At 60.5% G+C, this 17707-nt stretch carries 19 protein-coding genes; 9 read left to right on the plus strand and 10 right to left on the minus strand.

Features of this window, described 5'->3' with window-relative positions:
• The first annotated feature begins 133 nt into the window (after positions 1–133).
• Together HMPREF2617_RS00510 and HMPREF2617_RS00515 are read left to right on the plus strand one after the other, a co-directional pair.
• Positions 134–700: a TetR/AcrR family transcriptional regulator gene (locus tag HMPREF2617_RS00510; protein ID WP_070423150.1), complete on the plus strand. Its 567-nt coding sequence runs from the start codon at positions 134–136 to the stop codon at positions 698–700.
• 24 nt (positions 701–724) lie between these two features.
• A complete protein-coding gene (locus HMPREF2617_RS00515; RefSeq protein WP_070423149.1) occupies positions 725–1465 on the plus strand; it encodes a glutamine amidotransferase-related protein in 741 nt (246 codons plus the stop codon).
• Here HMPREF2617_RS00515 and HMPREF2617_RS00520 read toward each other — a convergent pair.
• Positions 1462–2118, minus strand: a complete 657-nt coding sequence (locus HMPREF2617_RS00520) for an NAD(P)H-binding protein (RefSeq protein WP_070615040.1) — start codon at positions 2116–2118, stop codon at positions 1462–1464. The genes HMPREF2617_RS00515 and HMPREF2617_RS00520 overlap by 4 nt on opposite strands.
• Positions 2119–2159: 41 nt before the next feature.
• Between HMPREF2617_RS00520 and HMPREF2617_RS00525 the strand changes: the two genes are divergently transcribed.
• The 4 genes from HMPREF2617_RS00525 to HMPREF2617_RS00540 are packed head-to-tail and all read left to right on the plus strand — an operon-like array spanning position 2160 to position 5148.
• Positions 2160–2429: an ACT domain-containing protein gene (locus tag HMPREF2617_RS00525; RefSeq protein WP_070423148.1), complete on the plus strand. Its 270-nt coding sequence runs from the start codon at positions 2160–2162 to the stop codon at positions 2427–2429.
• Between the two features lie 9 nt (positions 2430–2438).
• Positions 2439–3803 carry a PFL family protein gene (locus HMPREF2617_RS00530; RefSeq protein ID WP_083316637.1) on the plus strand — a complete coding sequence of 455 codons (1365 nt, stop codon included), beginning with the start codon at positions 2439–2441 and terminating at the stop codon, positions 3801–3803.
• A gap of 54 nt (positions 3804–3857) precedes the next feature.
• Positions 3858–4547 (plus strand): MerR family transcriptional regulator, encoded by a 690-nt coding sequence (locus HMPREF2617_RS00535; RefSeq protein WP_070839036.1) that lies wholly within the window; start codon positions 3858–3860, stop codon positions 4545–4547.
• The gene (locus HMPREF2617_RS00540) at positions 4540–5148 is read left to right on the plus strand and encodes a hypothetical protein (RefSeq protein WP_070829172.1); all 609 of its coding nucleotides are present in this window, start codon (positions 4540–4542) and stop codon (positions 5146–5148) included. Before HMPREF2617_RS00535 ends, HMPREF2617_RS00540 begins: the two co-directional genes overlap by 8 nt.
• On the opposite strand, the gene HMPREF2617_RS00545 is transcribed toward HMPREF2617_RS00540, so the two are convergent.
• Positions 5129–5374: a PLDc N-terminal domain-containing protein gene (locus tag HMPREF2617_RS00545; protein WP_083308126.1), complete on the minus strand. Its 246-nt coding sequence runs from the start codon at positions 5372–5374 to the stop codon at positions 5129–5131. The two genes, HMPREF2617_RS00540 and HMPREF2617_RS00545, sit on opposite strands and share 20 nt — an antisense overlap.
• Positions 5375–5555: 181 nt before the next feature.
• On the opposite strand from HMPREF2617_RS00545, the gene HMPREF2617_RS00550 reads away from it, so the two are divergent.
• Both HMPREF2617_RS00550 and HMPREF2617_RS00555 read left to right on the plus strand, forming a co-directional pair.
• The gene (locus HMPREF2617_RS00550; RefSeq protein WP_070615036.1) at positions 5556–6422 is read left to right on the plus strand and encodes a hypothetical protein; all 867 of its coding nucleotides are present in this window, start codon (positions 5556–5558) and stop codon (positions 6420–6422) included.
• Between the two features lie 33 nt (positions 6423–6455).
• Positions 6456–7994, plus strand: coding sequence for an HNH endonuclease signature motif containing protein (locus HMPREF2617_RS00555; protein WP_070839038.1), 1539 nt, complete (start codon positions 6456–6458; stop codon positions 7992–7994).
• Positions 7995–8065: 71 nt separating this feature from the next.
• On the opposite strand, the gene HMPREF2617_RS00560 is transcribed toward HMPREF2617_RS00555, so the two are convergent.
• The 8 genes from HMPREF2617_RS00560 to HMPREF2617_RS00595 all read right to left on the minus strand — a co-directional run bounded on the left by HMPREF2617_RS00560 (position 8066) and on the right by HMPREF2617_RS00595 (position 15905).
• A complete protein-coding gene (locus HMPREF2617_RS00560) occupies positions 8066–9694 on the minus strand; it encodes an ABC-F family ATP-binding cassette domain-containing protein (RefSeq protein WP_070484812.1) in 1629 nt (542 codons plus the stop codon).
• 82 nt (positions 9695–9776) lie between these two features.
• Entirely contained in the window at positions 9777–10151 is a 375-nt protein-coding gene (locus HMPREF2617_RS00565) for a metal-sulfur cluster assembly factor (protein ID WP_083323145.1), read from the minus strand.
• 2 nt (positions 10152–10153) lie between these two features.
• Positions 10154–10603 carry a Fe-S cluster assembly sulfur transfer protein SufU gene (gene sufU / locus HMPREF2617_RS00570; RefSeq protein ID WP_070484813.1) on the minus strand — a complete coding sequence of 150 codons (450 nt, stop codon included), beginning with the start codon at positions 10601–10603 and terminating at the stop codon, positions 10154–10156.
• Positions 10600–11832, minus strand: coding sequence for a cysteine desulfurase (locus HMPREF2617_RS00575; RefSeq protein ID WP_070839040.1), 1233 nt, complete (start codon positions 11830–11832; stop codon positions 10600–10602). The genes sufU and HMPREF2617_RS00575 overlap by 4 nt, the downstream gene beginning before the upstream one ends.
• A complete protein-coding gene (gene sufC / locus HMPREF2617_RS00580) occupies positions 11832–12587 on the minus strand; it encodes a Fe-S cluster assembly ATPase SufC (protein WP_070451435.1) in 756 nt (251 codons plus the stop codon). The genes HMPREF2617_RS00575 and sufC overlap by 1 nt, the downstream gene beginning before the upstream one ends.
• 11 nt (positions 12588–12598) lie before the next feature.
• The gene (sufD, locus tag HMPREF2617_RS00585; protein WP_070451433.1) at positions 12599–13762 is read right to left on the minus strand and encodes a Fe-S cluster assembly protein SufD; all 1164 of its coding nucleotides are present in this window, start codon (positions 13760–13762) and stop codon (positions 12599–12601) included.
• Complete coding sequence (gene sufB, locus HMPREF2617_RS00590) at positions 13763–15208, minus strand: Fe-S cluster assembly protein SufB (RefSeq protein WP_070839042.1); 1446 nt, start codon at positions 15206–15208, stop codon at positions 13763–13765. It abuts the gene before it with no gap.
• Positions 15201–15905 (minus strand): helix-turn-helix transcriptional regulator, encoded by a 705-nt coding sequence (locus tag HMPREF2617_RS00595; RefSeq protein WP_070423137.1) that lies wholly within the window; start codon positions 15903–15905, stop codon positions 15201–15203. Before HMPREF2617_RS00595 ends, sufB begins: the two co-directional genes overlap by 8 nt.
• A gap of 194 nt (positions 15906–16099) precedes the next feature.
• On the opposite strand from HMPREF2617_RS00595, the gene mptB reads away from it, so the two are divergent.
• Positions 16100–17704, plus strand: coding sequence for a polyprenol phosphomannose-dependent alpha 1,6 mannosyltransferase MptB (mptB, locus tag HMPREF2617_RS00600; protein ID WP_141740870.1), 1605 nt, complete (start codon positions 16100–16102; stop codon positions 17702–17704).
• The last annotated feature ends 3 nt before the right edge of the window (positions 17705–17707 follow it).

A 17707-nucleotide genomic window follows, 5' to 3' on the forward strand; every position in this document is an offset into this window, starting at 1 on the left:
TGACGCCATCGCCGCGAAGGGGCCACCGCACTACGCGGGGCCCCTTCCGTATTTTTACCCCCTAATCCTTTGTTTCCGCACTCCGCTAGTCTTCGACCACGTTTGACCTAGAACTACGCCAAGGAGCACTGACATGCCTATCGTGAGCGAGGCCGAGCTCGCACGCCGCCGTAGCGAGATTATCGATACCGCACGCAAATGCTTCGCCCATTACGGCTACGAGGGCGCCACTGTTGCACGGCTCGAGGAAGCCACCGGTAAAACCCGTGGCGCGATCTTCCATCACTTCGGCGACAAGGAATCACTGTTCCTTGCTATTGCGAAAGCGGACGCGGAGCGCCAGGCACAAGTGGTCAGTGAGCAGGGTTTGGTTGAGGTCATGCGTGGGATGCTCCACGACACTGAAGCAAACGATTGGTTCACCACTCGTGCGGAAATCCTGCGGAGACTGCGAACTGACCCGAAGTTCGAAGCACGCTGGCGGGAACATCAAGAGGTGCTCGACCAGGCGGTGCGCACGCGCTTGGAATCGAACAAGCATATGCGCGACGACGTCCCCGTGGAGGTCGTGCAGACCTACCTGGAGACCGTTCTCGAAGGGTTTATCACCAAACTCGCTGCTGGTGAGCCTGTGGAGCGGCTCGAATCGATGCTAGATATCGTGGAGCAAGCTGTTCGACACCCAATGAATCAGGACTAGACCGAGCGGTATAGAGTAGCCGGCATGGCTAAGCTCCTTTTCCTTTCACTTCGCAACGGCGAGATCGGCCCAGATGTCGCGCACGCCGAGTATCACGACACGCTGCGCGCAACTGGCCTGAGCGAATTGGATATGGAGCTTCGCATCATCAATTCGCCTGACGCTGAATTAGGCCCGCTCGACACGGTCAGCGGGATTATCGTCGGCGGATGCTCGCTGAACGTCACCAATGAAGAACGTGGTGCCTGGCACCTGCATATCGACGACGTGCTATCCACCGTGGTTGCATCTGGCAAGCCTGTCTTTTTCGTCTGCTTCGGCATCTCCTGGCTCGTCGACCACCTCGGCGGCACCGTTGGGTGCACCTCGCCTGAGCCTTCTGGACCTACCATCGTTGACGTGACAGCCGAAGGGGAGCTTGACCCCGTAGTCAGTGGCTCCGGCACGTTTACCGCGCTGACGGGACATACAGAGAACCCTGTAGAGTTGCCCAATTCGTTGACCGTGCTCGCTACAGGTCCCTCCTGCCCAGTGCAGATGGTGCGTTACGACGACCACGTGTGGGCCACACAGTTTCACGCCGAAATGGACGCCGACGCCATGCGTACACGCATGGATTTCTTCCACGACTACGGCTACTTCCCTGCCGAGGAGTACGCCCGCATCGTCGCAGATCTGCCCAATCACGACGTCAGCCGGGCGAACATGCTTCTTCGCAACTTCGCCCGGCTGTGCCGCGAGGACTACTTTTCCCTCGACAATTAGAGGCCTGCGACTGACCCGCTGCCACCCTCAAAGTCCAGCGGGTTACGTGCAAACGGCTCGCCACGGCCAACCGATTCGACGATCACATCTGCTACGAGCTCTCGAGGGGTTTCGGATTCGGTGCCACGTGGTTCGTCGAGAAGCGCGATGCCCTCTGCTGGGTCATCGGTCAGCAGCGTTGGGCCGACGATCTGGTGTGGCAGGCTCGAATCAAGCAGGCGCCGATCAACGGCTTTCTTTGACTCAACGTAGGCGTACCACGAACCGCCATCATCCTCAGTGGAGGCCTCGGTGGCACCTGCATAGGACACCATGACGAGAAATGGGGCGAACTCGTCTAGCTCTTCGAGCGCGTCGATCATCGTCATCGCAGCGTCGCGATCCACCGCCCAGCTCCGCTCCGCAGATCCCCCGCCTGCGCCCGCGGACCAGACAACCACATCGAATGGTGTAAGGAGGCGTGCCCATCCCTCCTGGTCGAGAGTGGTGAGATCGCGAACGATGACGGTGGCGCCATCGTCGACAAGCTGCTTGGCGTGGTCAGGATTCCGGACAAGAGCACTAACGTTGTGGCCATTGCCCACTAGTTTGGGCACAGTGAAGCGCGAGACGTTTCCACCCGCACCGAGAACAAGTACATGCTGAGTTTTCATAAATGCGACCTTAACGCACATTTCCCGCCTATACTTTTCGCATGCATGCAATTATTACAACCACAGGTAAGGATCGCCCGGGCGTGATTGCGGCCGTGTCAAAGACCGCTGCTGACCAGGGCTTGAACATTGTCGATGTCTCGCAGACCATCATGGATGACTTCTTCACCATGATCATGCGCGTCGAACTCCCCGAAGGCAACGTTGACATGGGCGTTCTCCAGGACGCCTTCGACGCATGTGGCAAGCCACTCGGCATGGTGGTCCGGATCCAATCCGAAGCACTGTTCAGCGCCATCAACGACATCTAAGGGACGACCGTGAAACTCGAGTTTTCTGACGCACGATTCCTCGACGTCATCCGGATGATCGAGGACTATCGTCTGGACATCCGCACCGTAACCATGGGTATCTCGCTCATCGGCTGCACCCGCGCCACGATGGAAGCGACCGCACAGGCCGTGTACGACCGCGTCACCGAGCGCGCACGCAACCTTGTCCCCGTCTGCGAGGGCATCGAACGCGAGCTTGGCATCCCCATTGTGAACAAGCGCATCTCAGTCTCCCCGGTCGCACTCGTCGCTGCAGGTGTCGAGGGCAACCCTGTTGAGATCGCTCGTGCACTTGATCGCGCAGCGGCCGAACTTGGTGTGAACTTTGTCGGTGGCTACTCGGCGCTCGTAGAAAAGGGCGGCACGCGTGCCGACAAGAACCTGATCTACTCCATCCCGGAAGCTCTGGCGGAGACCAACAACGTCTGCAGCTCCGTCAACATCGCATCCTCGCGCGCTGGCATCAACATGAACGCCGTGGCCAAGATGGGCGAGATTGTGAAGGAAGCGGCGGAACTGACCAAGGACCGCTCCTCCATCGCCTGTGCGAAACTCGTCGTTTTCGCCAACGCAGTCGGAGACAACCCGTTCATGGCCGGTGCCTTCCACGGCATCGAAGAGCCTGACACGGTTATCTCCGTTGGTGTGTCGGGCCCAGGTGTCGTTGACAATGCGATCGCTCCGCTCAAGGGCGCGACGCTCAACGAAGTCGCCGAGGAGATCAAGAAAGCCGCGTTCAAGATCACCCGTGCGGGCCAGCTCGTCGGCACTCTTGCTGCTGAGCGCCTCGGCGTCCCGTTTGGCATTGTCGACCTCTCGCTTGCACCGACTGCAGAAATGGGCGACTCAGTTGCGCACGTCCTCGAACGCATGGGCCTCGACCAAGTGGGCACTCACGGCACCACCGCAGCACTTGCCCTGCTCAACGATGCGGTAAAGAAGGGCGGCATGATGGCTTGCTCCCGCGTCGGTGGTCTTTCCGGCTCTTTCATCCCAGTCTCAGAGGACAAGGGCATGATCGACGCCGTCAACTCCGGTGCGATCTCCATGGACAAACTAGAGGCCATGACCTCGATCTGCTCCGTCGGCTTCGACATGATCGCGATCCCAGGCGACACCTCCGCCGAGCTCATCGCCGGCATGATCGCCGACGAAGCAGCAATCGGTGTCATGAACCATAAGACCACCGCAGCACGCCTCATCCCAGTCCCGGGCACCAAGCCTGGCGACGAGGTCAACTTCGGTGGTCTACTCGGCTACGCACCGGTCATCCCCGTAAACAAGGTAGGCAACGACGAATTCATTCACCGTGGCGGCTTCATCCCCGCACCGGTACACGGGTTTAGGAACTAATTAGTTTCACGGGCATCTTGACCCTGACACAGTGTCAGGGTTGAGAATGGTCGTGTGAAGATTTCAGAAGTCGCTGCAGTTGCAGGCTGCTCCGTGCGGGCCGTGCGTCACCTGCATACGAGTGGCGCAGTTCCCGAACCTGCTCGGACCAGTGGTAACTACCGCAACTATTCCGTATCCGATCTCGCGGCGGTCCTTCGCGCCAGAGCACTTATCGACGCCGGCGTTCCGGTATCTGAAGTCCAGAGCCCGAATGCTGTTGAGAAATCGCTCGTCCTTCTCGACGAACGCATCACACAGCTCCAGCGCCAGAAACGGCGCCTTCTCGCTCTGTCTACATCGCCACATGGGACCCCGGACGACATCCGTTTTTCGCTCGGCTCCTTAATCGATGATTCGTCACTTTTGCGGATCGAACTGGATTCATGGGACCTCATGGCCCTTACCGGCGTTGCTACGCCGGGCACTTGGGAGCAGCTCCGGAAGAATCTTCAAGATCCCAGCTGTCTCGCCGCAGCTCGAAAGGCTGCGGACCTCTGGCTAAAACTCGGTGAATTGCGGCCTGGAGACCCTTCCGTCGAAGTAATCGTCGATAGGCTTCGCCCGCTGGCGCAAGCCGGACTGATGCGAGACATTTTCCCCACCCTCAGCCCCGGAGACGTGCCACTTGCGTCGTCGGATGTACCTACGAAGGGCGCACAGGGATTAGTGCTTCAAGTGCTGGCAGGTGATCCCCTTGCGTAGCTTCCTCCGCTTGTTCCGAAAACACCCCGGCTTCCGCCTGGCCAAGTATGAACTCGGTCTATACCGAGATCTCTTGCGTTGGATCCGCCGGGAGACACTCATCCCCGAAGAGGCTACGGCGCTGCCCCATCAACCTGGTCGATTGCAATTGCTTGGGATGGTCACAGCGGTGCTTGCCGTCGAGGCAGTCGTTGTCCACCTTGTACTGCCTGCAGGTACCATTCGCGTCGTTGCGTTGCTGCTGTCGCTGTGGGCCGTGGTGTACGTGTGGGGCTTGATCGCCGCGGAGCGAATTCGTCCTAGCTATTACGACGAGAACGTCTTCGTTTTCAGGCGCGGCCGGACACTCTTCGCGGAATTCCCAACGGCTTCAGTGCAAAGCATGTCGGACGAACCTTCTTACTCATCGGCGGTCGAGATCGTCGACGGAGTGCTTACTCTGGGCGGTCCTGCTGGAACAGACACACTCATGCGCCTGAGCGAAGAGGTACGGGCCTACCCCGACCGCTATCCCTGGCAGCGGCCCGACCCCCAAAACATCAGCAAGATCCGCTTTTACCGCGGATCCTCTGCCGTGGGACCTAGCGCTTCTTCCCAATGATGAAGTAGCCGACCCAGCCCAACGTGTTCACCGCTCCGATGATCGGTGTCCATAGCCACTTTGGACCACGGATCTTGTTGGAGTTGGTGCGGGCAAGGTCACGCAACGCGAAGGCCTTGCCTGCCGTATCGATCGTGGCCAAGACGCCAGCGATGGTCTTCTGGTCAGAGGACAAGCTGTTCCATGCGTCCTTGATGGTGTCGATGAACTCATTGTTTTTAGCCATGGCTTGAAGTTTAGCCGGTTGGGTTGATCGTCGATAAGCGTGTTGCTATTCTCGCAAAATTTCGAATATTTCTTTTATCTAGGGTCCAATGCACAATATAGTGATCAAACACTTGTGCGATCAATGTTTAGCTCATTACGGTCACTGGTAACGCAATTTTTACGATCTAAGGAGCGCAGAAATGTTCCCAGAACCGCTACTACATGTCATAACCGAACGCAATGAATGCGAGCCGGTCGGCGCAACATTTCATCTTCACGGGGATGGATTCGCATTCATACTCGAATCTATTTACGCATATCGGATCGACGCAAAAAATCCGACACGGGGACTCGGCGACATCGCAAATCTTCTCGGCCAACTTCCAGAGCCTTTATCCACACAATATGTGGACACGCCTTACCTCGATGAGCTCTGCGAAAAATACCTAATCCTCGACTACGCCCGGCGCGAAGTGACGCTCAGGATCGACAATTATAAGCCGGACCGTTGCACGTTTGACCATGAGAACGTTAAGCCACTTTACGAATTGGCTCGTGCTCACAACACGGACATGTATATGCAGCCGCCGCCACTTCTTGAACGCAAAGTCATACGCGTTATCTCAAAGCGCAACGGCGAGTACTGCTCTGGCCTGGATATCCTGCTTCCGACCGATGGGAACAGGATCCTGACCAATCTGCTTTCACTCCGGGATGATGGATCCGTTACTGCGGAGATTTTGGCGCAAACCCTATTCCACTGGGAGCCACCACACGTCCAGATTCGCCCATTCCAAGATGCATTGCTTGGCGACGAATACGAGAACGAAGTGAAACCACACTTCCCGAGCGACCATCCCTTCCTCACCATTGATTCGCCGGAAAATTCATTGCGCCTGAGCGATAGCTCCGGCCGGTTGATCATGGTGGTCGATGTCAACGAAGACTCGATGAACCGCATACATGAACGGCTGATACAACCACGCCGAGAATCCATCGCATCTAGCTTTCTTGCCGCTGTGCCCTGGACCGACTCCATCCCTACATCTGTTAAAGGTCCGTTCTAACACTGATTCCGATTGCGAGAAAGGAGAGAAACCATGTCAACGGATCTTTCGCGCCACGTCGACACCATCTCCCATGCCCTTTTCGCAATCAAGGACCTCTTTCACGACCCGGCAACGTTGCACTTCGACGACATCCACGAAGAAATGGAACGCTTTGAGGCAGCCTTCAACGTCAAGGCAAGCCTCGACGCCTTTTTCGCCTTCCTCTGCGAACGCGACGAAGCTGGCCGCACCGTCGGCGCGAAACATCCGACCCAGTATTTGCAGAAGAAGCTTGGTCTTGACCCCAAGGAAGCCTACGACCGCCTCGCCCGTGGCCGCGACTACTACGGCGAGCCCGACTGCGAGCAGACCACACAGGACACTGCTGATGGAGACCTCTTCGACTCCGATGCTGAATCCATAGTCGACGATGCCGCACACGCGGCGGCGAAAGCAGCTGCACAGCAAGCGGCACGCGAACAGGCGCGCCGCGAGCAGGAAACGGCACGCCGAAACGCCGAGCGCGTTAACGCCGAGAAACAGCGCGTGATCCGCCTCGAACTGGATCGCCTCGTTGAGGCTGCTAAAGGTGCTCGTGCTCGCCTCCAGGCTAAGGCGCTCGAGGAGGCTCCGCGCCGTACCGTCAAAGACCTCCGCGCAACCGTACGACGCTGGGTCGAAGAAGCCAACCGCGAACACCTCGACCCGGCGAATCCGAACGCAGGGATGGAAAAGCGCGGACTCCATATCGGGCCGCAGCGTGCCGACGGCACCCACAAGATCACCATCGACGCAACCGCCAGCGACACCGCATTGTTCAAGGCGCTCACCGATAAGGGGCTAGCGCCAAACTCAAACATGCCAAAGGATGTCGACGACTACCGGTCCCCAGCACAACGGGCCTACGACCAGTTCGCAAAAATGCTGAAGCACTACGACACGTGCCAGAAGCCAACGGGTGGCGGCTGCGCATCTGTCGTCGTCTCCGTGACGCTCGACGAGATCGCCGATGCCTCCCCAACCACAAGGTTTCAAACCAATACCGGCATCGACCTCACCGCGTTCGACCTCGTCCGCCTCGGCATGGACGGTACCGCTGATTTCATCCTGACCGTTGATGGCGCCACCGCACTGCCGTTGAACCTCTACCGCACAAACCGCCTTGCATCACTGGCGCAGAGGATCACACTGCTCGCGGTGCAGGGCGTATGTGCCTGGACGGGGTGCACCGCCCCGCTGACCCAGGCCGAGATCCACCACATCACCTCGTGGCTTCGGGGCGGCGATACCAACATCGACAACCTCGCCGCACTTTGTAGAACCCATCACCGATGTAACAACGACTTCAAAGACCACAGAGGCAACACGAGTCACATCGAACGGGACCACGCAACTGGCCGCGTGGGTGTGAAGCAACCCGGATCCACCAAGATTAGGTTCAATCATGCAGATGCGGCAGAAAACTCAGCCGTCAATCGGATCCGTAAACGAAACCACCGACTGAACACAGCCACAGCGAAACCACCACCGCGCGAGCCTGCCGAGCCGCCATCATGGGCTAAACACCAATCCCCTTACCCGCCGTTTTAGGCTGCCACCGGAAACTCGCCTGCCTCGAACGTTGGTGGGCGCTAGCCTGCCCAAGCCCCAATGGCGAATTGCTAAGCCAGCTCGACGATCTCCATGTACTCGTCGCTCCACATATCTTCATCGCCCTCCGGCATGATGATGACCCGCTCTGGCTCGAGCGCCCGCACCGCACCCGGATCGTGGGTGACCAGCACCACCGCTCCCGTGTACGTCTTCAGCGCATCGAGGACCTGTTCGCGGGATTGTGGGTCGAGGTTGTTGGTGGGCTCGTCGAGAAGCAACACGTTCGCACGCGAGGAAACCAGCGTCGCCAGCGCTAGGCGAGTCTTCTCGCCGCCAGAAAGGGTGCCCGCCGGCTGATCGAGCTTGTCGCCGGAGAACATGAAGGCACCAAGCAGCCCACGCAGGTCCTGTTGGCCAGCGTCGGGGCAAGCCTCGATCGTGTTTTCCCACACCGACTTGGAGCCGTCGATCGTGTCGTGCTCCTGGGCAAAGTAGCCAATCTTGAGGCCATGGCCGGAGACGACGCCACCCTCCCCGTCGGTGCGCTCCACCCCGGCGAGCAGCTTGAGCAAAGTAGTCTTGCCCGCACCATTCGTGCCGAGAACGACCACCCGGGATCCCTTGTCCACCGCAAGATCGACGCCCGCGAAGACTTCGAGCGAGCCGTACATCTTTGTCAACCCCTTGCCGAAGAGCGGGGTCTTGCCGCACGGCGCCGGCTCAGGGAACGAGATGGAGGCGACCTTGTCGGCGACGCGGACCTCGTCGAGCTCCCCCATCATGCGCTCGGCACGCGCCAGCATCTGCTTCGCCGCGGCCGCCTTAGTGGCTTTCGCGCCGAGCTTGGCGGCCTGCTTCTGCAGGGCCGAGGCCTTCTTCTCCGCGTTGGCGCGCTCGCGGCGCCGCCGGGCCTCGTCGAGGGCGCGTGCGTCCTTGTACTTGGAAAAGCCCATGTTGTACACGTCGGCCTCCGCGCGGACGGCGTCGAGGAACCAGACCTTGTTGCAGACGGCGTCGAGAAGCTCAACGTCGTGCGAGATCATGATCAACCCGCCCTCGTGCTTGGACAGGAAGTTACGCAGCCAGGTGATGGAGTCGGCGTCGAGGTGGTTAGTGGGCTCGTCGAGAAGAAGCGTCGTCTTCGACTTACCCGAACCCTGGCGAGAAGCAAAGAGAATTTGGGCCAGTTCGACGCGGCGACGCTGACCACCCGAAAGCGTCTTAAGTTTCTGATCAAGCACCCTGGCCGGAAGCCCCAAATTGTCACAGATCTGCGCCGCTTCAGCGTTGGCCTCGTAACCGCCAAGGGCCTGGTAGCGCTCCTCCAGGCGGGAGAACTTCGCAATCGCCTTGTCGCGCTCCGCCCCGTCGGTCTCCTCCATGATCTTCTGCTGCTTTGCCATGGAGCGCTGGATCTGATCCAGCCCGCGCGCGGAGAGCACACGGTCGCGGGCGGTCTGCTCGATATCGCCCTCCTTGGAGTCCTGCGGGAGGTAACCGATCTCGCCAGCCCGAGTCACCGAGCCACCGTAGGGTTCGGTCTCCCCCGCCAGGATGCGCATCGTCGTCGTTTTGCCGGCGCCGTTGCGGCCGACTAGGCCGATGCGATCGCCGGGTTGGACGCGAAGGTGCTGGCCTGGTGCGTCGAGAAGCGTGCGTGCCCCGACGCGGACCTCGAGATCATTCGTAACAATCACGGGGCACCACTCTATCAACCACCCCTAAACGAAAATTCCCCGCCACAGTCAATCCGTGACGGGGAAAGATCAAGATAGATGTCTAGACAGCGAAGCCAAGCGCACGCAGCTGCTCGCGGCCCTCTTCCGTGATGAACTGCGGGCCCCACGGCGGCATCCATACCCAGTTGAGCTCAAGCTCGTCGACCGCGGTATTCGACACCACCGCATTGGTGGCCTGCTCCTCGATCACGTCGGTGAGCGGGCACGCCGGCGAGGTGAGCGTCATGTTGAGCACCGCGACGGTCTTGCCCTCGCGCTCCTCGATCCAGATGTCGTAGACCAGGCCGAGGTCAACAACGTTGATACCCAGCTCCGGGTCGATGACGTCGTGGAGGTACTCCTCTACTTCACCGACCAACTTGAGTTGCTCTTCGGTTTGCTGTGGTCGCTCGGACTGCTTGTTCGATTCGGTCACAGTTACTCCTTTTCTTCCAATGCATCCGACGTTGCCGCCTGGAATGCCTTCCAGCCGAGCAGCGCGCACTTGACGCGAGCCGGAAACTTCGACACACCCGAGAAGGCGACGCCGTCGCCGATCATTTCCGCGTCGCCTTCGAGGGTGCCGCGGGAGGTGATCATCTCGTCGAAAGCTTCGAGCTTCTTCATTGCTTCAGCAACCGGCAGCCCGATGACCTCCTCAGCCATCACGGAGGTCGAAGCCTGCGAGATGGAACACCCAACTGCTTCATAGGAAACGTCCTCGACGGTGGAGCCGTCTTCGGACAGGTGAACACGCAGCGTCAGTTCGTCGCCACAGGACGGGTTGACGTGGTGCACCTCCGCCTCATAAGGCTCGCGGAGCCCGGCGTGCTGCGGGTTTTTGTAGTGGTCCAGGATGACTTCCTGGTACATGGATTCGAGGTTCATCGTGCGAAAAACTCCTTCGCCTTGGCAATAGAGGCCACCAGGGTGTCTACCTCGTCGAGAGTGTTGTACAGGTAGAAGCTGGCCCGCGAGGTCGACTGCAGGTCGAGGCCCCGGTGGGCCGGCCACGCACAGTGGTGGCCGGTGCGAATCGCAACGCCTTCAGAGTCGAGCACCTGACCCAAGTCATGCGGGTGGACAACGTCGACAGTGAACGAGATCGCGCCACCGCGATTCTCAGCCGTCAGCGGGCCAGCGATGCGCAGCCCATCAATTGCCTGCATCTGCTCCAGTGCATAGGCCGTGAGCTCGTGTTCGTGAGCCTGGATCTCCTCCATACCCACCTCGGTGAGGAAACGCACTGCCTCGCCGAGCCCGACAACCTGCGAGGTCATTTGGGTCCCCGCCTCGAAGCGCTGCGGTGCGGGAGCGAAGGTGGATTCCTCCATGCGCACGACCTCGATCATGGAGCCACCGGTCAAGAACGGCGGCAGCTCGTTGAGGTGCTTGGAGTACACCGCGCCCACACCACTGGGGCCGCACATCTTGTGCCCGGAGAAGGCAGCGAAGTCAACGTCCAAGGCGTGGAAATCGACCGGCATGTGCGGCACGGATTGGCAAGCGTCGAGCACGGTGAGAGCCCCGACAGCCTTTGCGCGGCGCACCATCTCCTCGACATCTGCAACCGCACCGGTGACGTTTGACTGGTGGGTAAAGGCGACCACCTTGACGGAGTTGTCGAGCTCGAGCGAGTCGAGGTCGATGCGCCCGTCCGGGGTCATCTTGTACCACTTCAACGTCGCGCCTGTGCGACGGGCGAGCTCCTGCCATGGCACCAAGTTTGCGTGGTGTTCGAGCTCGGTGATCACGATCGTGTCCTCGGGCCCGACCGCGAGCGAGCCCGCCCGCGAGTCACCCAGGACGTACGCAACCAAGTTCAGGGCTTCGGTGGCGTTTTTGGTGAACGCGATCTCGTCGTTACGCGCGCCTACGAACGCCGCGATCGCCTCGCGGGCTGATTCGTAGGCGTCGGTCGCCTCCTCTGCGAGAAGGTATGAACCGCGGTGCACGGGAGCGTTGTAGCCGAGCACGAAGTCGCGCTCAGCGTCCCACACCCGCTGCGGGCGTTGCGACGTCGCCCCCGAATCCAGGTACACCAACGGCTTTCCGCCGCGCACGGTGCGCCCCAGGATCGGGAACTCTTGCCGGATTGCAGTTACGTCGAGCGTCATTAGATGAACTTCTCGTAGCCTTCGGCCTCGAGCTGATCAGCGAGGGAAGCATCGCCGGTCTTGACGATCTTGCCGTCCGCGAAGACGTGGATGAAGTCCGGCTTGACGTAGTTCAGGATGCGCTTGTAGTGCGTAATCATGAGCACTCCACCACCGGTTTCGTCCTGGTAGCGGTTGATGCCCTCGGAGACGATGCGAAGCGCGTCGACGTCGAGGCCGGAGTCGGTCTCATCCATGACGGCGAACTTCGGCTTCATCAGGGAAAGCTGCATGACCTCGTGGCGCTTCTTCTCGCCACCGGAGAAGCCTTCGTTGACGGAACGCTCGGAGAAGGAAGCATCCATCTGGAGTGCCTCGCGCGCTGCGTTGAGCTCGGAAACCCACTCGCGCAGCTTCGGAGCCTCACCGCGCACTGCGGTGACAGCGGAGCGCATGAAGTTCGAGGAGGACACGCCTGGGACCTCGACCGGGTACTGCATGGCGAGGAAGAGGCCTGCGCGTGCGCGCTCGTCGATATCCATCTCCAGGATGTTCTCGCCGTCGAGGAGAACCTCGCCTTCGGTTACCTCGTACTTCGGGTGGCCGGCCAAGGTGTAGGCAAGGGTGGACTTGCCAGAGCCGTTGGGGCCCATGATGGCGTGGGTTTCGCCGCCCTTAATGGTCAGGTTGACGCCCTTGAGGATCGGCGTCGGCTCCTGGCCTTCCTCGGACGGAAGGACGTTGGCGTGCAGGTTCTTAATTTCGAGGGTGGACATAGAAGCTCCTTTTAGTTTTCGTTGCGCTCGAGTTCGCCGGCGACGCGGGCGATGAGGTCTTCACGGACCGACTCGATTGGGATCTGGTTGAGGACCTCGTTAAAGAAGCCACGGATGATCAGACGGGTGGCGTCTTCCTCGCGGATACCGCGGGAGCGCAGGTAGAACAGCTGGTCGTCGTCGAAGCGGCCGACGGTTGCTGCGTGGCCTGCACCAGCGATTTCGCCGGTTTCGATTTCCAGGTTCGGGATCGCGTCGGCGCGTGCACCGTCAGTAAGCACCAGGTTGCGGTTGGTTTCGTAGGTGTCAGTGCCTTGCGCCTCCGCGCGGATGAGCACGTCGCCGACCCAGCAGGTGCGTGCCTCGGGCAAGCCGGAGGCCTTGTCGCCTTGGAGGGCGCCCTTGTAGAGCACATTGGAGCGGCAGTTCGGTACACCGTGATCGACGAGCAGGCGGTTTTCGATGTACTGGCCAGCGTCGGCGAAGTACACGCCGGTCAGTTCGGCGTCGCCGCCCGGTGCTTCGAAGGACACGCGTGGGGAGATTCGCACGACCTCGCCGCCGAAGGTGGCGACATGGTGGCGCAGGGTTGCATCTCGCTTGACGACGATCGCCTGCTGGCCAACGTGCACCGCATCAAGATCCCAATTGGCGTCGATGACGGCGTTCACACGGGAGCCCTCGCCGATGACCCAGTTGACGTTGTCGGCGTGAGTACCGGATCCCTCGTAGCGCACCAGCACGGTTGCGCCGGAGTTTGCGCCGGTCTCGACAACGATGGTGCCAAACGTCGTGACGTCTGCGCCTGCACCGGTCACAGTGATGGTGATTGTGTCGTTGAGCTCGACGTTTGCTGGCACCGATACCAGGGTGGCGTTTTCGGAGGAGGTCCACGCCTGGGCGGCGATGCGGTCGACGGGGGCTCCGGCGGCGGTCACGCGGTCGTCGTCAAGCGCAACTTGCTCAACGGTGACCTCAGACGGAGCGTCAACTGTGATCTGGGCGGGAGCCTGCGGCGCGAACTGGCCGTTGTGCAGGCCGCGCAGGCGACGTAGGGAGACGAAGCGCCAGACTTCGTCGCGGCCGCCTGGGACCTCGAAATCCTCGACATTGAAGGAGGAGTACAGGTCGCCCTTGTTGTTGTGTGTGGTGGCGTTCTTGACGGTTTCAGCCATTTAGCCCACCGATCCTTCCATTTGCAGCTCGATGAGACGGTTCAGCTCGAGGGCGTACTCCATTGGCAGCTCCTTGGCGATCGGCTCGACGAAGCCGCGCACGATCATTGCCATTGCCTCTTCCTCGGCGATGCCGCGGGACATGAGGTAGAACAGCTGGTCCTCGGAAACCTTGGACACCTTCGCCTCGTGGCCGAGCGTGACACGATCGTTACGAATGTCGTTGTATGGGTACGTGTCCGAGCGGGAAATGTTGTCGACCAGAAGCGCGTCGCATTCAACGTTGGATGCGGAGTCGTTCGCATTGGCGTTGACCTGGACCAAGCCACGGTATGCGGCACGGCCACCGCCGCGGGCGACGGACTTGGACACGATCGACGACGACGTGTGCGGAGCCATGTGCGTCATCTTCGCACCGGTGTCCTGGAACTGGCCCTCACCTGCGAAGGCGACGGAGAGCACCTCGCCACGGGCGTGCTCACCGGTCATCCAGACGGCCGGGTACTTCATGGTCACCTTGGAGCCAATGTTGCCATCGACCCACTCCATGGTCGCGCCCTCTTCAGCCTTGGCACGCTTGGTGACCAGGTTGTAGACGTTGTTCGACCAGTTCTGAATGGTGGTGTAGCGGCAGCGGCCTCCCTTCTTCACGATGATTTCCACCACCGCGGAGTGCAGGGAGTCCGACTTGTAGATCGGGGCGGTGCAGCCCTCGACGTAGTGCACGTACGCGTCCTCGTCGACAATGATCAACGTGCGCTCGAACTGGCCCATGTTCTCGGTGTTGATGCGGAAGTAGGCCTGCAGCGGGATGTCCACGTGGACCCCCGGCGGGACGTAGATGAAGGAGCCACCAGACCACACTGCGGTGTTCAGCGCGGAGAACTTGTTGTCGCCGGCCGGAATGACGGAGCCGAAGTACTCCTTGAATAGGTCCTCGTGCTCACGCAGCGCGGTGTCAGTATCGACGAAGATGACGCCCTTTTCCTCCAGGTCCTCGCGGATCTGGTGGTAGACAACCTCGGACTCGTACTGTGCTGCAACGCCTGCAACGAGGCGCTGCTTCTCTGCCTCGGGGATGCCGAGCTTGTCGTAGGTGTTCTTAATGTCCTCGGGCAGGTCATCCCAGGAGGTTGCCTGCTCTTCAGTGGAGCGGACGTAGTACTTGATGTTGTCAAAGTCGATGCCGGAGAGGTCTGCACCCCAGGTCGGCATCGGCTTCTTTTCAAAGATCTCGAGCGCCTTGAGACGCTGGTTCAGCATCCATTCCGGCTCTTCCTTGATGCCGGAAATGTCGCGGACAACGTCCTCGTTGAGGCCGCGTCGCGCGGATGCGCCGGCAACATCGGAGTCGTGCCAGCCGTAGTTGTAAGCGCCGATGGACTCGATGATCTCGTCGTCGTTCATCGGCTTTTCAAGACCTGGCGTTGGCTTCGCTTCAGTCATTGTCAGCCGCTCCTTTCGTTTCGTTTCCCGCCTTTGGGGCGAGAGGGATGTTAGTCGTGCAGATGCCGTGTCCGTCCACAATAAGGGCGAGCGGTTGCACATGCGTATCGACGATGCGCGCAATGGCCTCGTGTTCCGCCTCGCACAATTCTGGATGCTCAGCCGCTACCGCGGAGACTGGACAGTGGTGTTGGCACAGTTGGATACCTGCTGGCGTACGCCTGACGGTGGGCTCGTATCCGTGGGCTTCGAGCGCGGCAGCAACAGCTTGCACTGCTGCTTCCGGGTCGTCACTGTCAGCACCAGTCTGGACATCTGCAAAGATGCGTTCGGCCCTCCTGCGAGCGAATTCACGCACCGCTTCCTCGCCGCCGATAGATTCGATCACATCAACGGCCTCAAGTGCGATGGTGTCGTAGCTCGTACCGAACTCTTCCCTACCCTTGACGGTGAGCTGGAAGTGCTTTGCCGGACGGCCGCGGGATGCCTGATCCCCTGCTACCGCACGCGGCGGGCAGGTTTCTGCCATCCCTTCTTCAACGAGCTTGTCCAGATGGCGTCGTACGCCGGCGGGCGAAAGTCCAAGCTCGGTGCCGATTTCGGCCGCCGCAACGGGCCCTTGTTTGAGCAGGATAGACATCACCTGCGAACGGGTTGTTCCGTTCGCGCGGTATGCAGTGTCTTTCTCTGCCACCATGCAACCCCTTTCCTTGGCTCTCTGCTCGCCTTTACACAACACTAGTGTGTCGTAATTATTCCCGCCGAAGCGGGTCTCCTTGGCGTGGCGCGCACCAAGTAAGCTCTAGCGACGTGACTGCCCAGCCTCCCCGCTCGCCGAGATTGCCGCGTCTGCGGCGCCCTGGCCGTGCGGTCCTTGCGGAGTTTCCCCACATGGGGCGGCCCGGTTCGCGTTCCTCGGAACTGCACAATCCGTCGCCCGGGTTTGATGGCGGTTCGTCCATTCCACAACCGTCTTACCGGGAGCGGGACCGGTTTTTCATTTTGCGCTGGCTCGGAGCCCTGGGCGCGTGTCTCATCGCGCTCGGTGGTTTAGGTGGCGGGGCGCTCCCAGTCGTCGATAATCCGTGGTTCGCCTTCCCCTTTGGGGCCACCATGAGTCGAATGATGCTGGCTTCTAACGCCATCGTGCTCATCGGCGTGGGCATGCTTGTCGCGTCATGGCTGATTATGGCGCCGTTTGTCGGCGCAGGTGGGCACGCACCGCGCATCGGAGCACCGGCGTTGCAGCGCACGTTCGTCGCATGGGTGCTGCCACTCATGTTGACCGCGCCCCTGTTTACTCAGGACATTTATTCTTATTTGGCTAACGGCGCGATTGTGCGCATGGGGCTTGATCCGTACGCCGCCGGGCCAGTAGAGATCCTCGGCGTCGACCACCCACTGGCCAGGTCCGTGCCGTTCATTTGGGCGCACTCTCCAAGCCCGTACGGGCCGGTTGCACTCGGCATCGCGGCGTTAATTTCCATTGTTACCGCCGATGCAGTGTTTTGGGGGGTCTTCCTGCACCGTGTGCTTTCTGTCGCGGGATTGCTCGCAGCATCGTGGGGGTTGCGTGCCCTTGCGCAACGGTGTGGCGTCAACGCCTCGGCTGCGCTGTGGCTCGGCCTGCTCAACCCACTGACCATCCTGCACCTCGTCGGAGGTATTCACAACGAGGCGTTACTGGTCGGCTTCGTCCTCGTCGGCCTCGAGCTCGGGCTCAGAGCAGTCGATCCGATCCGAATTGGCGACGCAACGTTCCGTACCTGGATCACCCTGATAGCATCGGGCGTTCTCCTCTCCTGTGCGGGGTTGGTGAAGGTGACCGGGTTCATCCCGCTGGGGTTTATTGGCATGGCGCTCGCGCGCAGTTTTCACCTCAAGGGAGTCTCTACGGTGCGCTCCATTGCGCGGGCAGTCGCCGTGCAAACGCTTATTTTCTTAGCGACGATCACACTCGTCTCCCTCGGTACCGGCATCGGGTTCGGGTGGGTGACGGGACAGGGCGGTGCTGCGTCGATACGCAGTTGGCTCTCGCTGACCACCGACATCGGCGTCATCAGCGGATTCATTGGGATGCTGCTAGGACTTGGCGATCAGACCGAGGCGATACTCGTCATTACGCGTGGCGCAGGGCTCGCCGTAGCTGCAGCGTTCGCGGTCCGCATGTTGTGGGCCACGTTCAAGGGCACGATCCACCCCGTCGGCGGGCTCGGCGTATCCATGCTGGTGCTCGTGATCCTGTTCCCGGTGGTGCACCCCTGGTATCCGCTCTGGGCGATCTTGCCGCTAGCGGCCTGGGCGAACCGGTTCTTTTTCCGGGTGATTGTGGCGTCTTATAGCGCGGTTTTTAGTTTCCTTGTACTCCCGCGCGGGCTGGCACTGCCGCCGTTTGCTGTGGTGACAATCTACGGGTCAGCCGCTGTTGCGTTCACTGCGTTAGTGCTTGTTGCCTGGTTGGGTTTCCGGTACTGGCGGGGCCGCGGGCTAGACTGATCG

The organism is Corynebacterium sp. HMSC070H05, assembly GCF_001837615.1.
Classification (GTDB): Bacteria; Actinomycetota; Actinomycetes; order Mycobacteriales; family Mycobacteriaceae; genus Corynebacterium; species Corynebacterium coyleae.